Annotated in this window: 22 protein-coding genes; 8 read left to right on the top strand and 14 right to left on the bottom strand. The window is 72.2% G+C overall.

All coding sequences use genetic code 11. From position 1 onward, the window contains the following. Positions 1-7: 7 nt before the first annotated feature. From DQ384_RS19545 to DQ384_RS19525, 5 genes are all read right to left on the bottom strand, one after another. Positions 8-1,564: a hydantoinase/oxoprolinase N-terminal domain-containing protein gene (locus tag DQ384_RS19545; RefSeq protein WP_114030278.1), complete on the bottom strand. Its 1,557-nt coding sequence runs from the start codon at positions 1,562-1,564 to the stop codon at positions 8-10. After that, complete coding sequence (locus DQ384_RS19540) at positions 1,561-2,661, bottom strand: S-methyl thiohydantoin desulfurase family protein (protein ID WP_114030277.1); 1,101 nt, start codon at positions 2,659-2,661, stop codon at positions 1,561-1,563. Before DQ384_RS19540 ends, DQ384_RS19545 begins: the two co-directional genes overlap by 4 nt. A gap of 217 nt (positions 2,662-2,878) precedes the next feature. After that, positions 2,879-3,664 (bottom strand): proteasome subunit alpha, encoded by a 786-nt coding sequence (prcA, locus tag DQ384_RS19535; RefSeq protein WP_114030360.1) that lies wholly within the window; start codon positions 3,662-3,664, stop codon positions 2,879-2,881. 39 nt (positions 3,665-3,703) lie between these two features. Then, positions 3,704-4,534, bottom strand: coding sequence for a proteasome subunit beta (gene prcB, locus DQ384_RS19530; RefSeq protein ID WP_114030276.1), 831 nt, complete (start codon positions 4,532-4,534; stop codon positions 3,704-3,706). A gap of 753 nt (positions 4,535-5,287) precedes the next feature. Then, positions 5,288-5,497, bottom strand: coding sequence for a ubiquitin-like protein Pup (locus DQ384_RS19525; protein WP_114030275.1), 210 nt, complete (start codon positions 5,495-5,497; stop codon positions 5,288-5,290). A 277-nt stretch (positions 5,498-5,774) separates the two neighbouring features. Here DQ384_RS19525 and DQ384_RS19520 point away from each other — a divergent pair, with 277 nt between their 5' ends. Next, positions 5,775-6,200 carry a DUF8059 family membrane protein gene (locus tag DQ384_RS19520; protein ID WP_245966608.1) on the top strand — a complete coding sequence of 142 codons (426 nt, stop codon included), beginning with the start codon at positions 5,775-5,777 and terminating at the stop codon, positions 6,198-6,200. A 121-nt stretch (positions 6,201-6,321) separates the two neighbouring features. Beyond that, entirely contained in the window at positions 6,322-7,203 is an 882-nt protein-coding gene (locus tag DQ384_RS19515) for a serine/threonine-protein kinase (protein WP_114030274.1), read from the top strand. Between the two features lie 56 nt (positions 7,204-7,259). Here DQ384_RS19515 and dop read toward each other — a convergent pair whose 3' ends face one another. The 3 genes from dop to DQ384_RS19500 form a co-directional block, all read right to left on the bottom strand. Further along, complete coding sequence (dop, locus tag DQ384_RS19510; RefSeq protein WP_114030273.1) at positions 7,260-8,777, bottom strand: depupylase/deamidase Dop; 1,518 nt, start codon at positions 8,775-8,777, stop codon at positions 7,260-7,262. A 187-nt stretch (positions 8,778-8,964) separates the two neighbouring features. Next, complete coding sequence (gene arc, locus DQ384_RS19505; RefSeq protein ID WP_114030272.1) at positions 8,965-10,728, bottom strand: proteasome ATPase; 1,764 nt, start codon at positions 10,726-10,728, stop codon at positions 8,965-8,967. Between the two features lie 222 nt (positions 10,729-10,950). Further along, a complete protein-coding gene (locus tag DQ384_RS19500) occupies positions 10,951-11,811 on the bottom strand; it encodes a tRNA (adenine-N1)-methyltransferase (protein ID WP_114030271.1) in 861 nt (286 codons plus the stop codon). Positions 11,812-11,975: 164 nt separating this feature from the next. Between DQ384_RS19500 and DQ384_RS19495 the strand changes: the two genes are divergently transcribed. Further along, positions 11,976-13,031 carry a GNAT family N-acetyltransferase gene (locus DQ384_RS19495; protein WP_114030358.1) on the top strand — a complete coding sequence of 352 codons (1,056 nt, stop codon included), beginning with the start codon at positions 11,976-11,978 and terminating at the stop codon, positions 13,029-13,031. Between the two features lie 51 nt (positions 13,032-13,082). Here the strand turns inward: DQ384_RS19495 and DQ384_RS19490 are convergent, their stop codons facing one another. Next, positions 13,083-14,321 (bottom strand): aminotransferase class III-fold pyridoxal phosphate-dependent enzyme, encoded by a 1,239-nt coding sequence (locus tag DQ384_RS19490; protein WP_114030270.1) that lies wholly within the window; start codon positions 14,319-14,321, stop codon positions 13,083-13,085. A gap of 6 nt (positions 14,322-14,327) precedes the next feature. Next, positions 14,328-15,284 (bottom strand): carbohydrate kinase family protein, encoded by a 957-nt coding sequence (locus DQ384_RS19485; RefSeq protein ID WP_114030269.1) that lies wholly within the window; start codon positions 15,282-15,284, stop codon positions 14,328-14,330. Between the two features lie 88 nt (positions 15,285-15,372). Here DQ384_RS19485 and DQ384_RS19480 point away from each other — a divergent pair, with 88 nt between their 5' ends. Continuing rightward, a complete protein-coding gene (locus DQ384_RS19480) occupies positions 15,373-16,008 on the top strand; it encodes a TetR/AcrR family transcriptional regulator (protein ID WP_114030268.1) in 636 nt (211 codons plus the stop codon). Beyond that, the gene (locus DQ384_RS19475; protein WP_114030267.1) at positions 16,005-16,694 is read left to right on the top strand and encodes a class II aldolase/adducin family protein; all 690 of its coding nucleotides are present in this window, start codon (positions 16,005-16,007) and stop codon (positions 16,692-16,694) included. The genes DQ384_RS19480 and DQ384_RS19475 overlap by 4 nt, the downstream gene beginning before the upstream one ends. A gap of 65 nt (positions 16,695-16,759) precedes the next feature. Here the strand turns inward: DQ384_RS19475 and DQ384_RS19470 are convergent, their stop codons facing one another. After that, complete coding sequence (locus tag DQ384_RS19470) at positions 16,760-18,244, bottom strand: FHA domain-containing protein (protein WP_114030266.1); 1,485 nt, start codon at positions 18,242-18,244, stop codon at positions 16,760-16,762. A 304-nt stretch (positions 18,245-18,548) separates the two neighbouring features. Continuing rightward, positions 18,549-19,685, bottom strand: coding sequence for a site-2 protease family protein (locus DQ384_RS19465; RefSeq protein ID WP_245966607.1), 1,137 nt, complete (start codon positions 19,683-19,685; stop codon positions 18,549-18,551). 115 nt (positions 19,686-19,800) lie between these two features. On the opposite strand from DQ384_RS19465, the gene DQ384_RS19460 reads away from it, so the two are divergent. The 3 genes from DQ384_RS19460 to DQ384_RS19450 all read left to right on the top strand — a co-directional run bounded on the left by DQ384_RS19460 (position 19,801) and on the right by DQ384_RS19450 (position 22,652). Then, positions 19,801-20,661, top strand: a complete 861-nt coding sequence (locus DQ384_RS19460) for a RecB family exonuclease (protein ID WP_114030265.1) — start codon at positions 19,801-19,803, stop codon at positions 20,659-20,661. A 107-nt stretch (positions 20,662-20,768) separates the two neighbouring features. Further along, complete coding sequence (locus DQ384_RS19455) at positions 20,769-21,965, top strand: sensor histidine kinase (RefSeq protein WP_114030264.1); 1,197 nt, start codon at positions 20,769-20,771, stop codon at positions 21,963-21,965. Positions 21,966-21,968: 3 nt separating this feature from the next. Further along, a complete protein-coding gene (locus DQ384_RS19450) occupies positions 21,969-22,652 on the top strand; it encodes a response regulator (RefSeq protein ID WP_114030263.1) in 684 nt (227 codons plus the stop codon). Positions 22,653-22,683: 31 nt separating this feature from the next. On the opposite strand, the gene DQ384_RS19445 is transcribed toward DQ384_RS19450, so the two are convergent. Together DQ384_RS19445 and DQ384_RS19440 are read right to left on the bottom strand one after the other, a co-directional pair. Further along, complete coding sequence (locus tag DQ384_RS19445) at positions 22,684-23,718, bottom strand: ABC transporter ATP-binding protein (protein WP_114030262.1); 1,035 nt, start codon at positions 23,716-23,718, stop codon at positions 22,684-22,686. Then, on the bottom strand, positions 23,715-24,740 hold the full coding sequence (locus DQ384_RS19440) for an ABC transporter ATP-binding protein (RefSeq protein WP_114030261.1): 1,026 nt from the start codon (positions 24,738-24,740) through the stop codon (positions 23,715-23,717). The genes DQ384_RS19445 and DQ384_RS19440 overlap by 4 nt, the downstream gene beginning before the upstream one ends. Positions 24,741-24,791 lie beyond the last annotated feature (51 nt).

The raw sequence follows: 24,791 nt of genomic DNA, 5'->3' as shown, positions 1-24,791 counted from the left end.
CTCTCTTTCAGGTCAGGGGGCCCGCGGCCTTGACGTGGACGCGCACGGCCGACTCGGGCAGGTAGCTGAGCGGGATCTCGGTGAGCTCGACGATCCGGACGCGGGCCGGGTCGGCGCCGGCGGCGGCGGCGCGCGCGGCGGCCTCCTCCTTGGCGCGCTCGACGGCCGCGGCCCGGCCGGCGCCGGCCGGGGCGATCGTCTCGAACCGGCCGCTGGCCAGGGCGATGGCCGCGCCGACGGCGTTGGCGACCTCGGCGTCCTTCGGGCGGACGACCTCGCCGACGCCCGGCAGCGCGTCGGGCAGGATGAACGCGCCGCCGCCCACGGCGATGAGCGGCCGGTCCGCCTTGCCCAGGGCGATCCTGTCCACGGCGTCGACCACCATCTCGTCCGCGAGCCGCACGGCGCGGGCCAGCCGCTCGGCCGCCGTCACGGGGTGGGTGCCGACCCGGCCGCGCCCGGCGGCCACGGCGGCGTCGGTCATGGTCGGGGTGGCGCCGCCGAAGACGAGCGCCTCCTCGGTGATGCGGTAGCCGACCGAGCGCGGGCCGAGCGCGGCGCCGTCCCCGCCGCTCTGTGGGCCGCCGCCGACCACGGTGCCGCCGCCGAGGGCGACCGACAGGATGTCGGGCATGCGGAAGTTCGTGCTGACCCCGCCGATCTCGACGGCCGCCGCCGACTCACGGGGGAAGCCGCCGGTGAGCACGCCGAGGTCGGTCGAGGTGCCGCCGACGTCGGCCACGATGGCGTCGCCCACGCCCGACAGGAACGCGGCGCCGCGCAGCGAGTTCGCGGGCCCGGAGCCGATGGTGAGCACGGGGTAGCGGGCGGCGTAGTCGACGGCCATGAGCGTGCCGTCGTTCTGGGCGAAGAAGGTCTCGACGGCCAGGCCGCGCTCCTCCAGCGCCACGCGCAGGGCGGCGGTGACGTCGCGGGCGACGCCGTACAGGGCCGCGTTGAGCACGGTGGCGTTCTCGCGTTCGAGCAGGCCGAGGGAGCCGATCTCGTGGCTGAGGCTGATCGCGACGGACTCGCCCAGCTCGGCGCGGACGATCTCGGCGACCCGCTGCTCCTGGTCGGCGCTCGCGGGGCTGAAGACGCCGGTGACGGCGACGGCCTCGACCGGGCCCGCGGCGGCGGTCCCGGCGAGGAAGCGCCTGACCGCGCCGGCGTCCAGGGGCGCGATCGGGCGGCCGTCCACGAAGTACCCGCCGGGCAGGATGGCGGCCCCGGCGGCGACGGCGCGGCGCAGGTCGTCCGGCCAGTCCTCCAGCGGGGGGATCGAGGTGGTGGCCGGGGCGCCGAGCCGCAGGACGGCGACCCGGCCGAGGGCGCGACGTTCGAGGATGGCGTTGGTGGCGTGGGTGGTGCCGAGCATCACGCGGGTGACGGCGCCGGCGCGGTCGCCGAGCTCGTCCAGCACGGCGGCCAGGGCGGCGCGCAGGCCGCCGGTGACGTCGGGGGTGGTGGGCCGCTTGGCTCGGGCGACGATGCGGTCGGAGCGGTCCAGGACGGCGGCGTCGGTGTTGGTGCCGCCGACGTCGATGCCGATACGGAGCGTCATCGGGCCGCCTCCCGGGTGCCGCCGTTCACGCGCGCGCTCCGCTCCACGGGGACGTAGTCGAGGTCGTAGCCGAACGCCCGGGGGCCCGCGGTGGCCAGCCCCTTCGGCGTGCGCCACAGCGGGTCGCAGGGCCAGGCCAGGACGCTGACGCGCTGGCCGTAGCGCAGGGCCTCGGTCTGCACGGCCGTGGCGGCCTGGGTGTCCACGACCGTGATCAGGTCGGGGACCATGGCGAGCACCCGGCCGTCCTCCAGGGCGACGAGGTTCTCGTTCTGGATCTCCAGGGTGAGCGTGCGGCCGCGGTCCCCGGCCACGCCCTCGACGGTGACGGTGCCGCGCACGAAGCCTCCGGCGGTGCGCCGGGCGACGTCGGTGACCTTGCCGCCGATCAGCAGCTCGGCGCCGAGCGTCTCGCGCAGGGCCGCGAGCGGGTCGGCGGCGCCGTCGGTGGACCTGCCGACCGCGATGGCCCGGGTCACCGTGCCCTCGATGACCGCGCCGCGGGCCTCGCGGGCGGTGAGGACGTAGTCGGCCATCAGCGCGCTGGAGCCGGCCGCGACGCAGACGGCGCGGGCGATCCGCTCGGCCCACAGCCCGTCCACGGGCCGGATGGTGACCACGTTGCCGACGACGTCCGACATGATCACCAGGTTGGCGGGCAGCCCGGCGACGTACATCGAGACCATCTGCACCTCGGGGAACGCGCGGCCCATGCCGTCGGCGTCCAGCAGGGGGACGCCGAGGCGCGCGGCCCAGGCCACGGGTGCGACGCCGTTGGACCCGCCGATCTCGGACGACATGACGGCGGCGGGCGGGCGTCCGAAGAGGCGCTCGATCTCGTCGCGGATGCGGTCGGGCTCGGCCTCGGCGTGGATCATCTCGTGGCTGACCGTGGGGGCCCCGATGCCGGACAGGGGGACGACGAGGGCGTCGGCGTCGAGGTCGGCCAGGGTGACCAGGGGCACCTCACCGTGCTCGCGGATCGCCCGCGCGGCGGCCAGCGCCCCCGACCGGACGTCTCCGCCGCCCCCCGTGCCCAGCACGGCGCACCCGCGCGCGAGCGGGGCGACGTCGTCCAGGGTTATGGCTGGCTGCATGGCGAGAGCATGGTGCAATCAGGACATTCCTCTCAATGTCGTCGCATAATATGACACCGGCCAATATTGTCACTAGACGACAACGAGAGCGCCCCCTTACCGGAGCGTTGCCCCGGAAACGCCGCGTCCCGGCCCCCTCTCGCGGACGGGGACCGGGACGAACATCGGTCAGGATCGGCGCGGACCGGACCGCGACGGCGGGGGCGTCAGGACGGCGTCACGCACCGGACCCGGTGTCGATGTCGCCCTCCGGAGCGGTCGCCGGACCGCCCGCCCCCTCCTCCTGCTCCGACGGCTCGGCCGTCGCGGCGTCCCCGGCGGGCGCGCCGCCGAGCAGCCGCTCCAGGCGCGGGCCCGTCAGCCGCTGGAACTTGCGGTGGTCGCGCGACCTGTCCAGCACGGCGACCTCCAGCTGGGAGACCGGCGGACGCTCGCCGCCCGGCTCGGTCAGCGCCGCCAGGGCGGCGTCCAGGGCTTCGGTCAGCGTCAGGCCCTCGCGGAAGCGGTCCTTCAGGCGGGCCGCCACGGCGTCGGCGACGCCGCCCATGACCACGAAGCCGTGCTCGTCGGTGACCGAGCCGTCGAACGTCAGGCGGTAGATCTGGTCGCCCTCCGCGGTGTCGCCGACCTCCGCGACGACGAGCTCGACCTCGTACGGCTTGCGAGACTCGGTGAACACCATGCCGAGCGACTGGGCGTACAGGTTCGCCAGCCCCCGTGCGGTGACGTCGCTGCGGTCGTAGGTGTAGCCGTTGATGTCGGCGTAGCGGATGCCGCCGAGGCGCAGCGCCTCGAACTCGTTGTACTTGCCGACCGCCGCGAAGCCGATGCGGTCGTAGATCTCGCTGATCTTGTGCAGAGCCCGGGACGCGTTGGGGGCGACGAACAGAATGCCGTTCTCGTACTGCAGCACCACGACGCTGCGGCCGCGCGCGATGCCCTTCCGCGCGAAATCGGCCTTGTCCCGCATCTCCTGTTCTGGGGACACATATCCAAAGGGCATGGACACCGGTGGTGATCCTCTCGTGGCCGTGGGTTGTGACTAGCGCAGCGGGGCGGTGGGTCCGTCGGGGTCGGCCATGCGGACGTCGAGGACCTGGCGGACGAACCCCTCGACCTCCTCGTCCGGCAGGCGCCGGAAGCCGTCGGCGTCGATCACGGCCACCAGCGGCCAGATCTTGCGGGTGACGTCGGGGCCGCCGGTCGCCGAGTCGTCGTCGGCGGCGTCGTACAGGGCGTGGACGCACGCGAGGATGGTCTCGTCGGACGTGGCGCCGTCGCGGTACAGCTTCTTCAGCGCGCCGCGCGCGAACAGCGAGCCCGAGCCGATGGAGGCGTACCTCTGCTGCTCGTAGGGCCCGCCGCCGACGTCGTAGCTGAAGATGCGGCCGGAGTCGCGGTCCTCGTCGTAGGCGGCGAACAGCGGCACGACCACCATGCCCTGCATCGCCATCGGCAGGTTGCCGCGGATCATGGTGGCCAGCCGGTTGGCCTTGCCCTCGACCGACAGCGTGCGGCTCTCGCGCTTCTCGTAGTGCTCAAGCTCGACGCAGTAGAGCCGGGCCAGCTCGATGCCGGTGCTCGCCGTGCCGGCGATGCCCATGCACGAGTACTCGTCGGTGCGGAAGACCTTCTCCATGTCCTTCTGGGAGATGTAGTTCCCCGCGGTGGCCCGCCGGTCGCCGGCCATCACCACGCCGCCCGCGAACGTCGCGGCCACGATGGTGGTCGCGTGCGGGATGCGGTCGGCCACGCCGCCACCGCCGCCACCGCCCGCGGTCATCTCAAGCCGCCCCGGGAGCAGCCCTGGAGCGTACGACCCGACGAACTCGGTGAACGATGTCGACCCAGTGTCCAGGAACAGGTTGCTCATCCAGCCCGGCTGTGCTGCCACGCGACTCCCTCCAAAGGACCTTCAGGCTTCTACGCCGACCCTACTCGTGGTGCTGTCGTGGTTGCACTTCCCACGATCAGCTCAGCGCGAACCGCTTTAGCCCATCAAGCCTCATCTTCCACAAAAATATTCTTTACGGCGCAGACAGGGCGTGTAATTGTCGAGTTGTCGTGACATACGAACACGTACGCCTCCACGCCTGGTCTGCGCGCCCGCGTGGGCGTCTGCCGCTGCGCGCGTTCGAGATCGCGCCGGTGCACGTCCGCTGAAGATCCGTCGCCGGAAGGCCGGCCGCGCGCCGGGCACGCGCCACCGCGGGATCGGCCTTCCGGACGTGAGCCGGTGGCTCGGCGGGCCGCGGGGGGTGGTCGGGGCGCCGCCCGTGCTGAGGGCGGGGCGCCGGCGGGGTCGGGACGGCCCGTACTTAGGGGTATATGGGGACATGTCCGCCAGGTTTCCGGGGTGGTGAGGAGCGGGTGCTCCACGCCGCCCGCGTCCGGCCGGACATGGTCGTCGGTTCGGTCGAAACTCGCCTCAGTGGGTCACGCTTCACCGCTCATGCCGTCAGAGGGCCCGCCGCGGATCGCGACGAGCATTTGCCGCTCCGCCCTGGTGGGTCGCGCCGGCCGGGTAGGCCGACCCGGCGCGCGTCGGCCGGGGCGGAGCGGGTTCGCCGAGCGCGGTGCCGGCCGCTCGCCGCGTGCCGCCACGTGCTCGCCGTGAACCGGCCGCCTACTGGCCGCCCTTCTGCACGTAGCTGCGGACGAACTCCTCGGCGTTCTCCTCGAGGACCTCGTCGATCTCGTCGAGGATCGCGTCGACGTCGTCGCTGAGCTTCTCCTGACGCTCCTGGACGTCCGAAGACGCCTGTGCCTCGGTCTCCTCGACCTCGGACTCCTGCCGACTGGTGTGCTTCTGACCGCCGGTGTCCTTCGTCGCCATGTGGTACCTCCGCTTGGGGGACGCATCTGACTCATATCTTCCCCGAACCGGACGACAATTCGCGCGGATCATCCTGCGATCTACGCGAGACCGGCTGGAGGAGGCCGTTCTGTCAGACAACCTCCCCGGTGGGGGCCATGGCAAATCAGCAGAAATGGACTGATTTCACACCCGGTAGACAGTGGCCCTATCCAATGATTAGATAGGGCCACTGTCCAATGAGGAGGAAACCGTGTCCGCAGCATTCGCCGCGTCCGTAATGGCCGACGCTCTCCAGATGTCATCCCCTCTGCCCGCCATGTCCCCCGCCTCCTCCAGGACCGCGGGCATCGTGCTGATCACCGTCCCCACGGTGGCGATCGGCGGCGCCGGCCTGCTGTCCTTCATCGGCCGGCGCACGCCCGGCTACCTGGACAACCCGGTGCGCCGGGGCCTGTGGCGAGCGGGGCACGCCCACGCGGGCGTCCTGGTGATGTTCGCCCTCCTGGCGCTGCTCTACGTCGACCAGGCCGACCTGAGCGGCGGGCTCAGGACGCTCGTGCGCGTGCTGTTCGTCGCCGCGCCGATCCTGATGCCCCTCGGGTTCTTCCTGTCGGTCGTCCGGCCGGGCGACACGCGGCCGAACAAGCTGATCTGGCTGACCGGCCTCGGCGGCTCGTGCCTGGCGGCGGCCGCGCTGACCCTGGGCATCGGGCTCGTGTAGACCAGATCGTTACCCGACCCTTTGGGCATTCTCCGGTGATCCGTCCGTAGTTATGCCGTCAGAGACGGAAAAATAGAGCGGCTGTGGGGGCAGAGCAGGATGCCGACTGTGAACGGGTGACATGAGAGCGGACCAAGCGCAGCTGCTCGGAGATCGATACCGGCTGATCTCGCCGCTGGGCCAAGGGGGAATGGGGATCGTCTGGCGGGCGCACGACCGCCGGCTCGCGCGCGACGTCGCGATCAAGGAGCTGCGGCCCAGCCGGCACGACGAGGAGTTCGACGTCCGGACGGCCCGGCGCCACGCGCTGCGCGAGGCGAGGTCGGCGGCGCGGCTCAGCCATCCCGCGATCGTCACCGTGCACGACCTGCTCGAAGAGGACGGCCGGCTCTGGATCGTCATGGAGCTGGTCGAGGCGCTCACCCTGCAGGCCACCGCGTGGCACCTCGGCCGGCTGCCGGTCCACTGGACGGCGTGGATCGGCTTCCACCTGCTGAGCGGCCTGCGGCACGCCCACGCCGCCGGCGTGCTGCACCGCGACATCAAGCCCGGCAACGTCCTGCTCACCGGTGAGCGCGTGGTGCTCAGCGACTTCGGCATCGCCGTGCTCCAGGGCGAGCCGTCGACCCACACCAACACCATGCCGATCGTCGGCTCGCCCGGCTACATCGCGCCCGAGCGCCTGCGCGGGCATCCGGCGACCCAGGCGGCCGACCTGTGGTCGTTCGGGGCGACGCTGTACTTCTCGGTGGAGGGCCGCCCGCCGGCCACGGGCGGGGACATCCTGACGGACCGCTCCCCCGAGGAGGCGCGGCCCTCGCGGCGCGCCGGAGCGCTCCGCGGGCTGCTGGAAGGGCTGCTGCACGACGACCCCGTGGAGCGGCTCACCAGCGACCAGGCCGCCCTGCTGCTCTCGGAGATCCTGCGCAAGGAGGGCATCGCCGTCCCGCCGATGCGCCTGACCGGCAGCGGCCTGTTCCCGCCCGGCGCCTTTACAATGTAGATCGCGGGCGCCGGGACGGAACGTTCACGGGGGCCTGAGCGGCCCCCTTCACCTGCTCATTTCTCGCCGGTCAGGGCACTCACGAGTTCGGCGGCGGTGCGGCAGCGGTCGAGCAGCTCGCCGACGTGGGCCTTGGTGCCGCGCAGGGGCTCCAGGGTGGGCACGCGCTGGAGCGACTCCCGGCCGGGGATGTCGAAGATCACCGAGTCCCAGGACGCGGCGGCCACCGACTCGCTGTACTGCCGCAGGCACCGGCCGCGGAAGTAGGCGCGGGTGTCGTTCGGCGGCAGCTCGATCGCCCGCTGGACGTCCTCCTCGGTCACCAGGCGCTGCATGCGGTCGCGGGCCACCAGCCGGTTGTACAGGCCGCGGTCGGGACGGATGTCGGAGTACTGCAGGTCGACGAGCTGGAGGCGCGGGTGGGACCAGGCCAGCCCGTCGCGGGTGCGGTAGCCCTCCAGCAGCTCCAGCTTGGCCACCCAGTCCAGCTCCCGGGAGAGCTGCATCGGGTCCTCGGCGAGGCGGGTGAGCACCGACTCCCAGCGGTTGAGGACGTCCTTGGTCATGTCGTCCACGGCGGAGCCGAAGCGGTCCTCGACGTACTTGCGGGCCTGCTCCAGGTACTCCATCTGGAGCTGCACGGCGGTCATCTTGCGGCCGTCGCGCAGCGTGACCTCGTGCTTGCAGGCCGGGTCGTGGGAGACCGCCCGCAGCGCCGCCACGGGGCTCTCGACCGACAGGTCGCCGGTCAGGAAGCCGTCCTCGATCATGGCGAGCACGAGCGCGGTGGACCCCAGCTTGAGGTAGGTGGAGATCTCCGACATGTTGGCGTCGCCGATGATCACGTGCAGGCGGCGGTACTTCTCGGGATCGGCGTGCGGCTCGTCGCGCGTGTTGATGATCGGCCGCTTGAGCGTCGTCTCCAGGCCGACCTCGACCTCGAAGAAGTCGGCCCGCTGGCTGATCTGGAAGCCCTCGCCCCGGGAATCCTGCCCGATGCCGACCCGGCCGGCGCCGCAGACGACCTGACGCGAGACGAAGAACGGCGTCAGATGGCGGACGATGTCGGCGAAGGGGGTGGCCCGGCGCATGAGGTAGTTCTCGTGGCAGCCGTAGGACGCGCCCTTGTTGTCGGTGTTGTTCTTGTACAGCTGGATGGGAGCGTTCCCCGGCATGGCCGAGGCGCGGACCGCGGCGTCGTGCATGACCCGCTCGCCGGCCTTGTCCCAGATGACCGCGGCGCGCGGGTTGGTGCACTCGGGGGTGGAGTACTCCGGGTGGGCGTGGTCGACGTACAGCCGCGCCCCGTTGGTCAGGATGACGTTGGCCAGCCCGAGGTCCTCGTCGGTCAGTTGCGTTGGGTCGGCGATCTCACGGGCCAGATCGAAGCCTCGGGCGTCACGAAGTGGGTTCTCCTCCTCGAAGTCCCATCTGGCGCGGCGCGCCCGCGCGGCCGAGGCCGCCAGGTAGGCGTTGACCACCTGTGAGGAGGTCACCATCGCGTTCGCGCCCGGCTGCCCGGGTACGGAAATCCCGTACTCGGTCTCGATGCCCATCACCCGCCGTACCGTCACGCTGCCAGCCCTTCATCTGTGCTCTCTCGCACCCGGACCACCGCCGTCGCGTGGCCCGTAATCACGAGCCTAGACCGTCGCGCGGGCGGTGGGACCTTCCGGTCCGCTGCCCGCGCGCCCCTGAGGGAAACGGCGACGGCGCGGCCCCTTGAGGAACCACGCCGTCGCATGCCGGTTGTCAATCAGATCAGAGGTACTGGCCGGTGTTGGCGACCGTGTCGATGGACCGCCCGGCCTCCGTGCCCTGCTTGCCGGAGACGAGGGTGCGGATGTAGACGATCCGCTCGCCCTTCTTTCCGGAGATGCGCGCCCAGTCGTCGGGGTTGGTCGTGTTGGGAAGGTCCTCGTTCTCGCTGAACTCGTCCACGCAGGCGGCGAGCAGGTGCGCGATGCGGAGGCCCTTCTGCCCGGTCTCCAGGAACGCCTTGATCGCCATCTTCTTGCCACGGTCGACGATGTTCTGGATCATCGCGCCGGAGTTGAAGTCCTTGAAGTACAGGACCTCCTTGTCGCCGTTGGCGTAGGTCACCTCGAGGAAGCGGTTCTCCTCGCTCTCGGTGTACATGCGCTCGACGGTCCGCTGGATCATGCCCTGGACGGTGGCCTCACGGGAGCCGCCGTGCTCGGTCACGTCCTCCCCGTGGAGGGGCAGGTCGGCGGTGATGTACTTCGAGAAGATGTCCTTGGCCGCCTCGGCGTCCGGCCGCTCGATCTTGATCTTGACGTCCAGGCGGCCGGGCCGCAGGATCGCCGGGTCGATCATGTCCTCGCGGTTGGAGGCGCCGATGACGATGACGTTCTCCAGGCCCTCGACACCGTCGATCTCCGACAGCAGCTGGGGCACGATGGTGTTCTCGACGTCGGAGGAGACGCCCGAGCCCCGGGTGCGGAAGATCGAGTCCATCTCGTCGAAGAACACGATCACCGGCGTGCCCTCGGAGGCCTTCTCACGCGCCCGCTGGAAGACCAGGCGGATGTGCCGCTCGGTCTCGCCGACGTACTTGTTGAGAAGCTCGGGACCCTTGATGTTGAGGAAGAAGCTCTTGCCGGACTGCCCGGTCTTCTCGGCCACCTGCTTGGCCAGGGAGTTGGCGACCGCCTTGGCGATGAGGGTCTTGCCGCACCCGGGGGGGCCGTACAGCAGCACGCCCTTGGGGGGGCGCAGACGGTGCTCGCGGAACAGGTCGGCGTGCAGGTAGGGCAGCTCGATGGCGTCCCTGATCTGCTCGATCTGCCGGGAAAGACCGCCGATCTCCTCGTAGGAGATGTCGGGGACCTCCTCCAGCACCAGTTCCTCGACCTCGGACTTGGGGATGCGCTCGTAGACGTAGCCCGAGCGCGGCTCGAGCAGCAACGAGTCGCCCGCCCGGATCGGCTGGTCGAGCAGGGAGTCGGCGAGGCGGACCACGCGCTCCTCGTCGGCGTGCGAGATGACCAGCGCGCGCCGGCCGTCCTCCAGCAGCTCCTTGAGCATCACGATCTCGCCGACGGTCTCGTAGCCGAGCGCCTCGACCACGTTGAGCGCCTCGTTGAGCATGACCTCCTGGCCGCGGCTGAGCGACTCGACGTCGACCGCGGGGCTGACGTTCACGCGGAGCTTGCGGCCGCCGGTGAACACCTCCACGGTGCCGTCGTCGCGGGCCTCCAGGAACACGCCGAAACCGGACGGCGGCTGCGCCAGCCGGTCGACCTCCTCCTTCAGGGCGACGATCTGGTCTCTGGCCTCCTTGAGGGTGGCCACCAGCCTTTCGTTCTGACCGGTGACGGCGGCCAGATTGGCCTGCACCTCATGAAGTCGTTCCTCCAGGACCCTGGCTTGCCGGGGGGACTCGGCCAGCTTCCGGCGCAACGCGGTGATCTCCTCCTGGAGGAAGGAGACCTGAGTTGTGAGGTCGGCGACCTCCCGTTCGCGCTGGGCGGCTCGAGCCTCAGCGTCCTCGCGAGCTGCCACAGTCACCTCCTTCCCAGTCGAGGGCGACTACTCAAGACCCTACCTATCTCGGGGGCATCCGTAACCTGGCCGGGGAGTGTTCGTGTCATTACATCCAGTGTTCAGCGTTTAGGGCCCTATTGGCCGCTCATTGCTAGTAAGCAGCTACGGAAGCGGTTCTGTTCCCCGGCGATGCCACTGGCCATGATTGTTTACCGAAACGCCACACGTGGATTCCAGACGTCATATGGCCGAATCCTCCCCATAAGCGCCCTTGGCAGGACGCCGCCGCCTCGGCGGGGGCGTGACGCCGTCCGCCATGCGACGAGACGTGACGAGGAACCCCGTGTGACCCACCATGCGGTGGCCGGGTCGCACGGCGAGCCCTTCGACATGCCAGTCGCGGACCAAGGTTTCCCACGAATGCGGCTCGGTGAAACTTCCGTGATCACGGAGGCTTTCCACCGTACGCGACAACTGCGTCGTCGTCGCGACATAACAGCAGATCACACCCCCTGGGGTCAACGCCTTGGCCGCCGCGTCCACACATTCCCACGGAGCCAGCATGTCGAGGATCACCCGGTCGACGTCCTGCTCGTCCAGGGACGCCACCAGATCGCCCACCACCAGCCGCCACTGCGGCATGGGGCCGCCGTAGAACTTCTCGACGTTCTTGCGCGCGACGTCCGCGAAATCCTGGCGCCGCTCGTAGGAGGTGACCGTGCCCGACTCGCCCACCGCCCGGAGCAGGAAGCACGTGAGCGCGCCGGAGCCGACGCCGGCCTCCACGACGCGCGCCCCGGGGAAGATGTCGGCCATGGCGACGATCTGCGCGCAGTCCTTGGGGTAGACGACGGCCGCGCCGCGCGGCATCGACACCGTGTAGTCCTCCAGCAGGTGGCGGAAGGCCAGATAGGACGTCCCCCCGGAGGAGCGGACGACCGAGCCCTCGGGCAGGCCGATCAGGTCGTCGTGCGGGATGGACCCCTTGTGCGTGTGGAACTGCGCGCCCTCGCGCAGCGTCACCGTGTGACGCTTGTCCTTGGGGTCGGTGAGCTGAACCTGATCACCGGGCCGGAACGGCCCGTGCCTGCGAAAACCCATGCCCGCTAGGCTATACTCGCGCGCGACCCACCGGTGATGGACGGCGAGCCTTGTGGGGTGACCGGGGCCGCTGCGATAAGCGTTCGCCCTCGGCGTCCCGATGCTGATAGCACTGGAACATGCTCCCCCGCGACACCATCCACGCAGGGCCGATCGTACTACGCATGCCGGTGAAGGACGACGCCGAAGCCATCGCCCGAGCCTGCTCGGCCCCGGAGACCGCAGACTTCCTGCCGGCCCTCCCCCAGCCCTATGCTCTCGACGACGCCCTCGCCTTCATCACCGAGCTGTCCCCAGGCGTCTGGGATCTTGGCGGCGCGTCCTTCGTCATGGCCGACGCCGCCGGCGGCGAGTGGCTGGGCGACATCGAACTGAAGCCGCTCGACGCGCGCGGCGCGGGCGAGATCGGATACCTCGTCGCCCCCTGGGCGCGCGGCCGGGGTGTGGCCACGGCGGCGGTGCGGGCACTGACCGAATGGGCGTTCGCCCAGGGCGTGCACCGGGTCTCGATCCTCGCCGACGTCGAGAACGTCGTCAGCCAGCGCGTGGCGATGGCCGCGGGCTACCGGCGCGAGGGCGTCCTGCGGGACGCCGGCCCGCGGCGCGGAGGTGGCCACGTCGACATGGTGGCCTTCGCCCGCCTGGCCCGGGACCCCGGCGAGCCGCAGCGCTCCTACCTGCCCGGCCTGCCCGGCGGGTCGCTGAGCGACGGCGTGGTGCTCCTGGCGCCGCTGACCATGGACGACGTGGACTCCTACCAGGAGATGGCGAGCGAGCCGGACTCCTACATCTACAGCGTGCCGCCGCAGATCCCCGACCGCGAGGAGACGGTCCGCCGCTGCCGGTACACCGGGACGTGGTGGCTGGCGGGCGAGCGCGCCGAGATGAGCGTCAGGGACGCCGCGACCGGGGCGTTCGCCGGGCACATCCAGCTCATGCAGGTCGCCCCGCCGATCGGCCAGGCCATGATCGGATACAGCCTGCTGGGCCGGTTCCGCGGCCGGGGGTTCATGACCCGGGCCGTGAACCTGCTGGCCGAGTGGGCGTACGCCGCCACGCCGCTGCACCGGCTGGTGGCGGGCACGGCGACGGGCAACACGGCCTCCCAGCGCGTGTTGCAGCGCGCCGGGTTCACCCGGGAGGCCGTGATCAGATCGTTGCTGCCCGCGGCCGACGGCACCCGCCACGACGACATCCAGTGGGTCCGCCTGCGCGGCTGACCCCGGCCCGGGGCGCCCCCTCGATGGCCGGGCCCGGGGCGCCCTCGGCGGTCAGTCGGCGCCGAACTTCGCGCGCAGCCTGCCGAAGGCCGCGTCGGTGCCCGCGAGCGCCCGGTCGATGTCGGCGTCGGTGTGGGCCGCGGACATGAACCAGTTGTGCCACGGGTGCAGGTACACGCCCTCCTCCAGGCACGCGCCCGACCAGAACATGCCCTTCTCCAGGGTCGCGTCCCCCTCGAAGGACAGCCACGGGATCTGCACGGGGCCGGTCTGGCGGACGGCGAACCCGTGCGCGGCCGCCTGCGCGGCGAGACCCTCCCGCAGCCGGGCGCCCGCCCGCTCCATCAGGGCCACGCCGTCGATGTCGCGGAGGGTCTCGATGGTCGCCTTGGCGGCGGCCATGGCCACGGCCGAGAACCAGAACGAGCCCGTGGAGTACAGGGTCTGGGCGGGGCCGCGCAGCGCGTCGGTCCCGGTGACGGCGGCGATGGCGTACCCGTTGGCCATGGCCTTGCTCCACGCCGTCAGGTCGGGCCGGACGCCGAGCGGCTCCCAGGAGCCGCGCAGGTCCAGCCGGAAGCCCGCGCGGACGTCGTCGATCACCAGCGCGGCGCCGATCCGGTCGGCGAGCGCGCGCAGGCCGCGGGCGAACGCCGGGTCGACGGGCTCCTGGTCCTCGAAGGAGTCGTGCTTGAACGGGGTCACGATGATCGCGGCGACGTCGCCGTCCGCCGACGCGGCGGCGGCCTCCGCCCCCGCGAGGTCGTTGTAGGGGTACTCGACGAGGTCGGCGCGCTCGCTGGGGGTGGTGCCGGCCGTGCTCGGGGTGCACCAGGGGTCGGCGCCGTGGTAGGCGCCGTGGGCGAGGAGCACCTTGGCCCGGCCGGTGGCGGCGCGGGCGACCATCAGCGCCTGGGTGGTGGCGTCGGTGCCGTTCTTGGAGAACATGACCCAGTCGGCCGACGGGATCGTGTCCACCATCAGCTCGGCGAGCTCCACCATGACCGGGCCGGGCCCGTTGAGGCAGTCCCCCGAGGCCCGCTGGGCGGCCGCGGCGGCCTCGACCGCCTGGTGGCGGTGGCCGAGGATCACCGGCCCCCAGCTGCACATCAGGTCGACGTACTCACGCCCGTCGGCGTCCCACTGCCGGCACCCCTCGCCGCGGACGAAGAACTGCGGGTACGCGGGGGTGAAGATCGCGGCGTTGAGATGGCCGTACATGCCGCCGGGGACCACCCTGGCCGCCCTCTCGCGCAGGGAGGCGTCGCGGCCGGAGATGTTCTCTGCCATGTGCTCTCAGATCCCTTCGATGCCGTGGGCGGAGCCGGCGCGGTCGTGGAGGAGGCCGAGCTCCCCGGCGGTCGTGCCGTCCAGGCCCGCGTCGGAGCCGAGGCCGCCGGCGACCCTGGCGGCGACGGCGGTGCCGAGGCGGGCCGATTCCGTGACGTCCCGGCCGTCGAGCAGGCCGGCGATGAACCCGGCGCAGTAGGCGTCCCCGCAGCCGGTGGTGTCGACGACGGCGACGTCCAGCGCGGGGACGCGCACCGTGCCCGAGGCGGTGGCGACCAGGCTGCCCTCCGCGCCGAGGGTGACGAGCACCCCGCCCGGCCCCTCCTCCAGCAGCCGCCGGGCGGCCTCCTCGACCTCGGACGCCCCGCTGATCATCAGCGCCTGCTCCTCGTTGGGCAGGAAGTAGTCGACGTAGGGCAGGAAGGCCCGGGTGGCGGGCATGAGGTCGGGCATGTTGGACAGCAGGTCCATCGTGACGAGCGTGCCGCCCTCGCGCGCCGCGCGCAGCAGGTCGTGGAAGGCCGGGTCGTGCAGGCCCCAGGTCGCGTCCATGCCGCCGAGGTGCACCACCCGGGCCCGGGTCAGCAGGCCGGGGTCCAGGTCGGCGAGGCAGAGGCCGAGGTTGGCGCCGGGCACGTGGAAGGAGGGGCGGCCTCCGTCGGGGCGGATCGGCAGGATCGAGGCGGCGGTCTGCTCCCCCGGCTTGCGCACCACGCCGCTCACGTCGACGCCGTGCCGCGCCATGATCATGAGCAGGAAGTCGCCGAGTTCGTCGCCGCCGACCGCCCCGGCCGAGGCGACCGGCACGCCGAGCCTGGCGAGGTCGACGGCGACCCCCGCGGCGGCGCCGGCGGCGGTGAGGCGGATCTGCTCCAGCAGGTGTGTGTCCTGCCCCTGGGGGATGGACTCCACCGGCCTCGCGAGCACGTCCACGATGTGGACCCCGAGCGTGAGGACGGTCATGGCGCTTCCTTCTTCGGTGTGCCGGGATTGCCGGATAATAGACGGGCGTCCGACTAAAATGTCAAGCCTTTGACCGAAGGGACGAGAGATGCCTAAGATCGTCGATCACGAGGTGCGCCGCGAGGAGGTGGTGGACGCCGCCCGCAGGGTGATCCTGCGCGAGGGCATCGAGGCGGCCACCACCCGTGCCATCGCCAGGGAGGCCGGCTACTCCAACGGAGTGCTCACCCACTATTTCACCGACAAGGACGACATCCTGCTGTCGGCGCTGCGCGCGTCCCACCGCCACATCGTGCGGCGGCTGAAGGCCAAGCTCGCCGGGCGCACCGGGCTGTCCGCGCTGCGTGAGCTGCTGCTGGACAACCTGCCCCTCGACGAGGAGCGCGCCCGCGAGACCGCCCTGGAGGTCGGATTCTGGGGCAGGAGCCTGGCCGGGGGGACGCTGCTGGAGGTCCAGCGCGAGGAGGCCGCCGAGCTGCGCCACCTGGTGCGCACCCTGCTCGACGCCGCCGCGGCGGCCGGCGAGATCGCCCGCGGCGAGGACCTGGACGACGTCGCCGAGCGGCTGCTGGCGCTGGTCGACGGGCTCAGCGCCCACCGGCTGCTGTACCCCGACCGCGTCTCCCCCGGGACGCTGCGGCGGCTGATGACGTCCGAGCTGGACCGCCTCGCCACGCCCGGCCCGCCGGGCACCGGGACCGGGCCGGGGACGGGGACGGTATGAAACTCGCCGAGGAACGCGAGCGGCTGTGCGAGACCGGCCGCAGGATGGTCGGGGACGGGCTGGTGCTCGGCACGTCCGGCAACATCAGCGTGCGCGAAGGCGACCTGGTCGCGGTCACACCCGGCGGGGTCGCCCTGGACGAGCTGACCCCCGCGGACTGCCCGGTCCTGGACCTGTCGGGCGAGATGGTGGAGGGCACGCACCCCCCGTCCTCCGAGGTGCCCATGCACCTGGCGATCTACGAGAGCACCGGCACCACGGCCGTCGTGCACACCCATTCCCGGTACGCCGTGGTCGTCTCCACGACGATGACCGAGCTGCCGCCGATCCACTACAACGCGCTGCTGCTCGGCGGCGCCGTCCGCGTCGCCCCGTACGCGACCTACGGCACCCCCGAGCTGGCCGCGCACGTCCGCGAGGCGCTCACGGGCCGGCAGGCCGCCCTCATGCAGAACCACGGGGCCGTGGCGCTCGGCGCCGACCTCGCGCAGGCCCTGGAGGGCGCGCGCCTGCTGGAGTGGCTGTGCGCGGTCTACGTCCAGGCCAAGATGATCGGCGAGCCGCGCGTGCTGAGCGAGGAGGAGCTCATCGGCGTGATCGGCCGTGCCGCGCTCAGCGCCCGCGAGGGCGCCCGCGGGGGTCTCACCTCCGCCCCCGCCTCGGAGGCCCGCGAGGACGGGCGGTAGGACCGGGCGCGGCCCTCTCAGGCGCGCCCGGCCGTCGTCCACCGCCCCCGCCGTGCCCGGGGCGGTCAGGCCTGGCGGTGGGAGTCGTAGCGCATGGTGCGCGAGACGCCGATGCGCACGGTGGTGCCCGGCAGGATCGGCACCGGCTCGTTCGGCGGGATGTCGTAGAAGTTCGGGTCGCCGGGCGGCTGGACCTGCGTGCCGTTGACCGACCCGAGGTCGAGCAGGTTGACGTCCCAGCCGTCGAGCCGCACCCGCAGGTGGCGGCGCGAGACCGAGCCGTCCGGGCTGGTCACCCGGGCCGGGCGGGCCTCTCCGGAGGTCACCTCGGGCGCCCGGTCGGGGTCGCGCCCGAGCAGGTAGTCGGCGTCGAGGGTCAGGGCCACGCCGTCGTCGAGCAGGAGCACCCCGAGCGGCGGCCGCTCGCCCTTGTACGGCACGAGGTTGCGCTGCACCAGGGCGACGCCGCACACCGCGCAGTAGGGGACGCGCGGGTCGTTGAAGTGGTCGTTCTGGCAGTCGACGCCGTAGACCATAGGCCGGCTCGGCGGCTCGGGGGTCGGGCCCATCTCGGTCGGCTCCAGCATCGACCCGGGCGCGCCCGCGTGTTCCCCGGGAGGCTCGGGGTGCAGCAGGAAGGGGTCGAACTCCTGCTCGCCCGGGCCGTGACCTCCCCTGCCCGCGTGGGGCATCTCGGGGTCGGTCAGCAGCGCGGGCGGCTGCTCGTACTCGCGCAGGGGCGGGCCGGACAGGTCGGACGGAGGCGGCGGGACGTTCACCGGCGGCGGGGGCGTGACGGGCGGCGGGCCCTCGGCCGGGCCGTGGCCCTGGCCGAACGGCGGGCCCGACGGCTCGCCCCCGAAGGAGGGCTCGTAGGAGGGCGCCGCGGACCCGAAGGACGGCTCGTAGGAGGAGGGCGCGGGTTCGAAGGACGGTTCGTAGGAGGACGGCGCGGGCTCGGAGACCACCGGGGACGGGCCGGCGCCCGCCGGAGCCGCATGGGACGGCTCGGCCGGCGGCGCGGGACGGGAGGACTCGGCCGGCGAGCGGGAGGGCCCGCCTGCCTGCGCGCCCGCGTCCTCGCCGAGGTCGGAGACGACGCCGCCGCCGGGGATCACCCCCGAGTCCAGCCTGCTCTGCCGCAGCGGCCGCCCCGCGCCGGGCAGGCGCAGCTCCACCGAGGTCACCGGGGTGGTGACGAGGCGGTCGGTCCAGGTGAGGGCGTTCTTGCCGTCCAGGTGCACGTCGGTGCCCGGCCCGGTGATGGACGCCTGCGCGTCCCCGGAGACCAGCACCGCGATGCCGCCGCCCGTGCGGCCGGCGACGGCGCAGGCGATCGGCTCGGCCGTCATCGTCCGCGCCAGGACCTGGGCGGCGCGCCGGGCGAGCGCCCGGCCGTCCCCTCCCGCGGCCGCGGTCTCGCGCACCGCCGCCACCAGGTCGTCGGCCACGGCGTCGGCCGCGTCGCACACCAGCAGCAGGCCGCCCATATGGGCGATCAGCCCGTCGCCGGGGAGCGGGCGCACCACCCCCACGCCTTGCTCCGTCACAGAACTCTCCTCCCCGGGCAACACGACCGGACGAACGGCGCCCGCGCCGGCCCCACCCGCCACCAGCCAAACACATATCCGGACGATCGCGCACCGGGGCCGGAGGGCGGTGGTGGGCGGGACGAGGCCGGAAACGCTTCCAATGGCACCGGACCGTAGCAAAAACCGCCGCAGATGTCCTACCTGCACCGGCGCGTGCGAACTAAACAAATCAGGCGTGCGCCGCGTCCTCTTCCTGAGAGGACGCGCGGGCGGCGGAGCCGCGGGCCGTCCGATTCCGGACGGGGGCACCGGGGACGGGCGGTCAGACCCCCGAGAAGAGGCGGTTGACGTCGGCGGTGACGAGCACGCCGAACACCTCGCCCCCGCCCTCCACCAGCAGGTATTCGCCCGAGGGCGAGCCGCGCATGGCGTCGAGCAGGGACTCTCCCGACAGGTCGGCGGGAAGCACCAGCGAGGGCTCCAGGCTGCGCGCCAGCGAGCCGACGGTCACCCACGGCCGCCGCTGCTCGGGCGTGGCCGCCACCGCCGACTCGTTGACGATGGCGATCGGGTGCCCGTCGTGGTCGACCACGACCATGGCACCGGCCTCCGCCTGCTGGGCCCTGCGCATCGCCTCGGCCAGCGGCACCTCGGCCGTGACCGGGATCGCGCGCCGCGCCAGCGTGCGGGCCTGGACCTGCGGCATGCGGGCGCGCACCTTGGCGACGCGCAGCGACTGGCTCGCGCCGATCCAGATGAAGGAGGCCAGCAGCACGGACCAGATCAGCGGCTCCCAGCCCGGCTCCTGGCCGGTCATCAGCGACAGCAGCAGCGGCACGGCGACCAGCGCGACGGCCAGGCCCCGCCCGAACCAGGCCGCGGCGATGGTGCCCGAGCCGGAGCTTCGGGTGATCTTCCACACACCGGCGCGCAGCATGCGGCCGCCGTCCAGCGGGAGACCGGGAAGCAGGTTGAACACGCCGACGATGAGGTTGGAGACCCAGAGCTGGAACACCAGGACGTGGATGATGGTGCCCTGCGGGATGAACCCGCTGGCGACCCAGCCGACGCCCGCCAGCCCGAGCGAGAGCAGAGGGCCGGCGAACGCGACCATGAACTCCCGCAGAGGGGTCTCGGGCTCGCGCTCGATCTCGGAGACCCCGCCGAGGAGGTACAGCGTGATGCGGCGCACGGGCAGCCCGAAGTGGCGCGCGACCACGCAGTGCGCCAGCTCGTGCAGCAGCACCGACACGTACAGGAAGACGGCGAACACGAACGCGACCAGGTAGGTGACCAGGGTGCCCCTGCCCGGGAGGCCCTCCGCCACCTGCGGCTGGAAGCTGTAGGTGATGAACGCCGCGACGATCAGCCACGTCGGCGAGACGTAGACGGGGATGCCGAAGGGGCGTCCCATGCGCAGCCCCGGCGACTCGGGCCGTTGCGGGGTCTGGGTGCTCATTATTGTCGTCTTCCCTCCTTGTGCCTCGATGCTACGCGCCCGCGGCGGGCGATAGGCCGATCACGTGCGCACCCATGGGCGCGAAGTGTCGGTGCGCTGACCTACAGTTCCGTTCATGAGCATCACGGAGCCGCCCGCGATCACCGGAAGCCTCTCCCCCTCCCGCGCGGGCGACTTCATGACATGTCCGCTGCTCTACCGCTTCCGGGTGATCGACCAGCTTCCCGAGCGGCCCTCGCCCGCCGCCGTCCGCGGCACGCTGGTGCACGCCGTGCTGGAGCGGCTGTACGACCTGCCGGCGGCCGAGCGCACCGTCGCGGCGGCGCAGTCGCTGCTCGACCCGCAGTGGGACAAGCTGCTCGGCCAGGTCCCCGAATACTCCTCCCTGTTCGACGACGACGCCGAGCGCGAGCGGTGGCTCGGCCAGGCGCGGCAGATGCTCGAGCGCTACTTCGCCCTGGAGGACCCGCGCCTGCTGGAGCCCGCCCGGCGCGAGCTGTACGTCGAGGCCGTGCTCGACAGCGGGCTGATGCTGCGCGGCTACATCGACCGGCTCGACGTCGCGCCGACCGGCGACCTGCGCGTGGTCGACTACAAGACCGGCAGCGCCCCGGGCCCCGACTTCGAGGCCAAGGCGCTGTTCCAGATGAAGTTCTACGCGCTGGTGCTGTGGCGGCTGCACGGCACGGTCCCCCGCGTGCTGCAGCTGATGTACCTCGGCAACGGCGAGGTCCTGCGCTACGCCCCCGACGAGGCCGACCTGCGGGCGACCGAGCGCAAGGTGCAGGCCCTGTGGGAGGCGATCGAGCGCTCGCTCACCACCCGCGAGTGGCGCGCCCGCCGCAGCCGCCTGTGCGACTGGTGCGACTACCAGGCCCTGTGCCCCGAGTGGGGGGGCACCCCTCCGCCCGTCCCCGACCGCCGCCCGGGCGACGCGGTCCGGGGCTCGCGCCGCTCGGCGACCGACGAGCTGTGAACCGGGTGTGGCGCAGGTCACGCTCGTGCGCGGGTCCTTCCGGGGGATGAGAGCGAGATCCGTCCTCAGCAGGGTGGCGAACAGCGAAGTCGTCCTAAATTGAGAGGGTGCGCACCACCCCCGGCAGTCCGCGAGCCTGGCTGAGAACCCACCCCCTGGTCGGCGACTCGGTCCTCGCCCTCGTCCTGGCGGTGGCCTCGGTCGCGATGGCCATGATCTCCGGCGGGCGGTCGCCCGGCGCGCCGCCACACGGCGTGGACGTCCTCGGCGGCGGCCTCATCGTGGCGGCCTGCCTGCTGGTGGCGTTCCGCAGGCGCTGGCCGTTCGTCCTGCTCTGCGCGGCGGAGGTGCCCCAGCTCGCCCTGACGGCGATGCGGTACGAGAGCGGGCTCACCGGCCTGGTGTCCCTCGTCCTGCTCTACACCGTCGCCGCCTACCGGGGGCTGGCCCTGAGCCTGGTCGCGGCCGCCGTCCTGTCCGCCTCCTACGCCGCCGGCACGACGCTGGCCTCCGAGTCCGGCGACTGGGCCCAGCACACGATCATCCTGGTGGTGTCCCTGGCGGTGTGGGTGGTGGGCCGCTCGGTACGGCTGCGCCGCGCCTACACCGCCGAGCTGGTCGACCGCGCCGAGCGGCTGGAGCGCGCCCGGGAGGCCGACACCCGCGCCGCCCGCGCCGAGGAGCGCTCGCGCATCGCCCGCGAGTTGCACGACGTCGTGGCCCACCACGTGAGCGTGATGACCGTCCAGGCCGCCGCCGCGCGCAAGGTGCTGGAGACCCGCCCGGAGGCCGCCAGGGACGCGCTGACGGCCATCGAGGAGATGGGCAGGACGGCGATGCGCGAGATGCGCGGCATCGTGGGAGTGCTGCGCACCGACGGCGAGAGCGGCGAGCTCGCCCCGCAGCCCGGCATGGGGGACCTGCCCGTGCTGGTCGACCAGATGCGCGAGGCCGGGCTGCGCGCGCAGCTCTGGATCGAGGGCGAGCGGCCCGCCCTTCCCCCCGGCATCGACCTGGCCGCCTACCGGCTGGTCCAGGAGGCCCTCACCAACAGCCTGCGGCACGCGGGCCCGTCCGCGCGCGCGTGGGTGACGGTGCGCCACGAGCGGGACGAGCTGCTGGTGCACGTCGAGGACGACGGGCGCGGCGGGACGGGCGAGTTCACCCGCGGCCCCGGCGACCGTCCCGGGCACGGTCTGGTCGGCATACGCGAGCGCGTCGCCCTTTATGGTGGAGTTCTGCGGATCGGCCCACGGCAGGGGGGCGGATTCGAGGTACGGGCCCGATTCCCCCTCAAGGACTGACACATGACGATCCGCGTGCTGCTGGTCGACGACCAGCCCCTTTTGCGCACGGGCTTCCGGCTCATCCTGGAGGCCGAGCCCGACCTCACGGTGGTGGGAGAGGCCGGCAACGGCTCCACCGCGCAGGACCAGTCGCGGGCGCTGCTGCCCGACGTCGTCCTGATGGACATCCGCATGCCCGGCGTCGACGGCATCGAGGCGACGCGGCGCATCGTCCGCGACGCCGCCCCGGGCGCGCACGTGCCCCGCGTCCTGGTGCTCACCACCTTCGACCTGGACGAGTACATCGTCGAGGCGCTGCGCGCGGGCGCGAGCGGCTTCCTGCTGAAGGACGTCCCGCCCGACGAGCTCGTCCAGGCGATCCGCGTGGTCGCGGCCGGCGACGCGATCGTCGCGCCGAGCGTGACCCGCCGGCTGCTGGACAAGTTCGCCAGCCGGCTGCCCTCGGCCCACCAGCAGGCCACCCCGGCCCGCGTCAACCGCCTCACCGAGCGCGAGCTGGAGGTCCTGCGCCTGATCGCCCGGGGGATGTCCAACGCCGAGATCGCCGCCGAGCTGGTGGTCAGCGAGACCACCGTGAAGACGCACGTCGGCAACGTCCTGACCAAGCTGGCGCTGCGCGACCGGGTCCAGGCGGTGGTGCTGGCCTACGAGACGGGGCTGATCACCCCGGGCACGATCCCCTAGACCGCGCCCGGGGCTCAGGAGGGCCGCGCGCTCAGGCGGGCACCTGCGTGGCCGCGTCGCCCGGGACGGCGTCCTTAGGGGCGTTCTCCGGGAAGTGGCAGGCGACGCGGTGTCCTGTGGCGAGCTCGGCGAGCGGGGGCTCGACGGTCTTGCAGACCTCCTGCGCCTTCCAGCAGCGGGTGTGGAACCGGCAGGCCGGCGGCGGGTTGATCGGGCTCGGCACGTCGCCCTGGAGGCGGATCCGCTCGCGCCCGGTGCGGCCCTTGACGTCGGGCACCGGCACGGCCGACAGCAGCGCGTTGGTGTACGGGTGCATCGGCGCCTCGTACAGGCCCTTGCGGTCGGCGATCTCGACGATCTTGCCGAGGTACATGACGGCGACGCGGTCGCTGATGTGCCGCACCACCGACAGGTCGTGCGCGATCACGACGTAGGTCAGGTCCAGCTCGTTCTGCAGGTCCTCCAGCAGGTTGACGACCTGGGCCTGGATCGACACGTCGAGCGCCGAGACCGGCTCGTCGGCGATGATGAGCTTGGGCCTGAGGGCCAGCGTCCGGGCGATGCCGATGCGCTGCCGCTGCCCGCCGGAGAACTCGTGCGGGTAGCGGTTGTAGTGCTCAGGGTTGAGCCCGACCAGCTCCAGGATGTCCTGGACGGCCTTCTTGGTGCCGTGCTCGGTCTTCACGCCCTGGATGCGGTACGGCGCGCCGACGATGGCGCCGACGGTGTGGCGCGGGTTCAGCGAGCTGTACGGGTCCTGGAAGATCATCTGCATGTCGCGGCGCAGCGGGCGCAACCCGCCCTGCGACATGTGGGTGATGTCCCGGCCCTCGAACAGGATCTTCCCGCCGGTGGGCTCCAGCAGCCGGGTGATCAGGCGGCCGGTGGTCGTCTTGCCGCAGCCGGACTCCCCCACCAGGCCGAGCGTCTCGCCCTTGCGGACCTCGAAGTCCAGCCCGTCGACCGCCTTGACGGCTCCGACCTGGCGCTTGATCAGGCCCTTGGTGATCGGGAAGTGCTTCTCAAGGCCCTGGACGGACAGCAGGGACTCGGACGGCTCGCTCACTCGGACTCCAGGGTGGGCTTGATCTCTTGCTCCCAGGCCGCACGGCGTTCCTCGCGCGTCATGTGGCAGCGCACCAGGTGACCGCCCTCGGTCTCCAGGAGCTCGGGCACCTCGGTCCTCCCCTTGCCGCCGGTCCGCGGCTCGAACGCGCAGCGCGGGTGGAACGCGCAGCCGGACGGCACGTTTATGAGGGACGGAGGCGTGCCCTTGATGGGGGTCAGCCGCTCGGTGCGCTCGCGGTCGAGCCGGGGCATCGAGCCCAGCAGGCCCCAGGTGTAGGGGTGCTCGGGCCGCTCGAAGATGTCCTCGGCGCTGCCGTACTCGATGCACCTGCCGCCGTACATCACCAGGATGTCGTCGGAGAGCTCGGCCACCACGCCGAGGTCGTGGGTGATGATGATCAGCGCGGAGTTGAACTCCTGCTGCAGGTCGCGCATGAGGTCGAGGATCTGCGCCTGGACGGTCACGTCCAGCGCGGTCGTCGGCTCGTCGGCGATGAGCAGCTCGGGGTCGCACGACAGCGCCATGGCGATCATCGCGCGCTGGCGCATGCCGCCGGAGAACTCGTGCGGGTAGCTGTCGACCCGCCGGTCCGGCTGCGGGATGCCGACCCGGCCGAGCAGGTCGACGGCGTGCTTGCGCGCCACGGCCTTGCTCACCTGGTGGTGGATCCGGTACGCCTCGATGATCTGCGCGCCCACCGTGTAGTACGGGTGCATCGCCGACAGCGGATCCTGGAAGATCATCGCCATCTTCTTGCCGCGCAGCGTGCGCACGTGCTCGGGGCTGGCGGCGACGAGCTCCTCGCCGTCCAGCCAGATCTCGCCGGAGATCTTCGCCCTGCCGCCCTTGTGCAGGCCGAGAATGCCGAGGCTGGTCACGCTCTTGCCCGACCCGGACTCGCCGACGATGCCGAGCGTCCTGCCGCGCTCCAGCGTGAAGGACAGGCCGTCGACCGACTTGACCAGGCCGTCGTCGGTGGGGAAATGAATGCGCAGGTCGTTCAGCTCGAGAAAGCTCACGAACCCTCCTTCGCCGCCCGGGCGCCGTCGAGGCCGCCCACCCGATGGTCG

Origin of the sequence: Sphaerisporangium album (genome assembly GCF_003323745.1) — a bacterium.
Lineage (GTDB): Bacteria > Actinomycetota > Actinomycetes > Streptosporangiales > Streptosporangiaceae > Sphaerisporangium > Sphaerisporangium album.
This window is presented reverse-complemented; position numbering and strand designations above follow the sequence as displayed.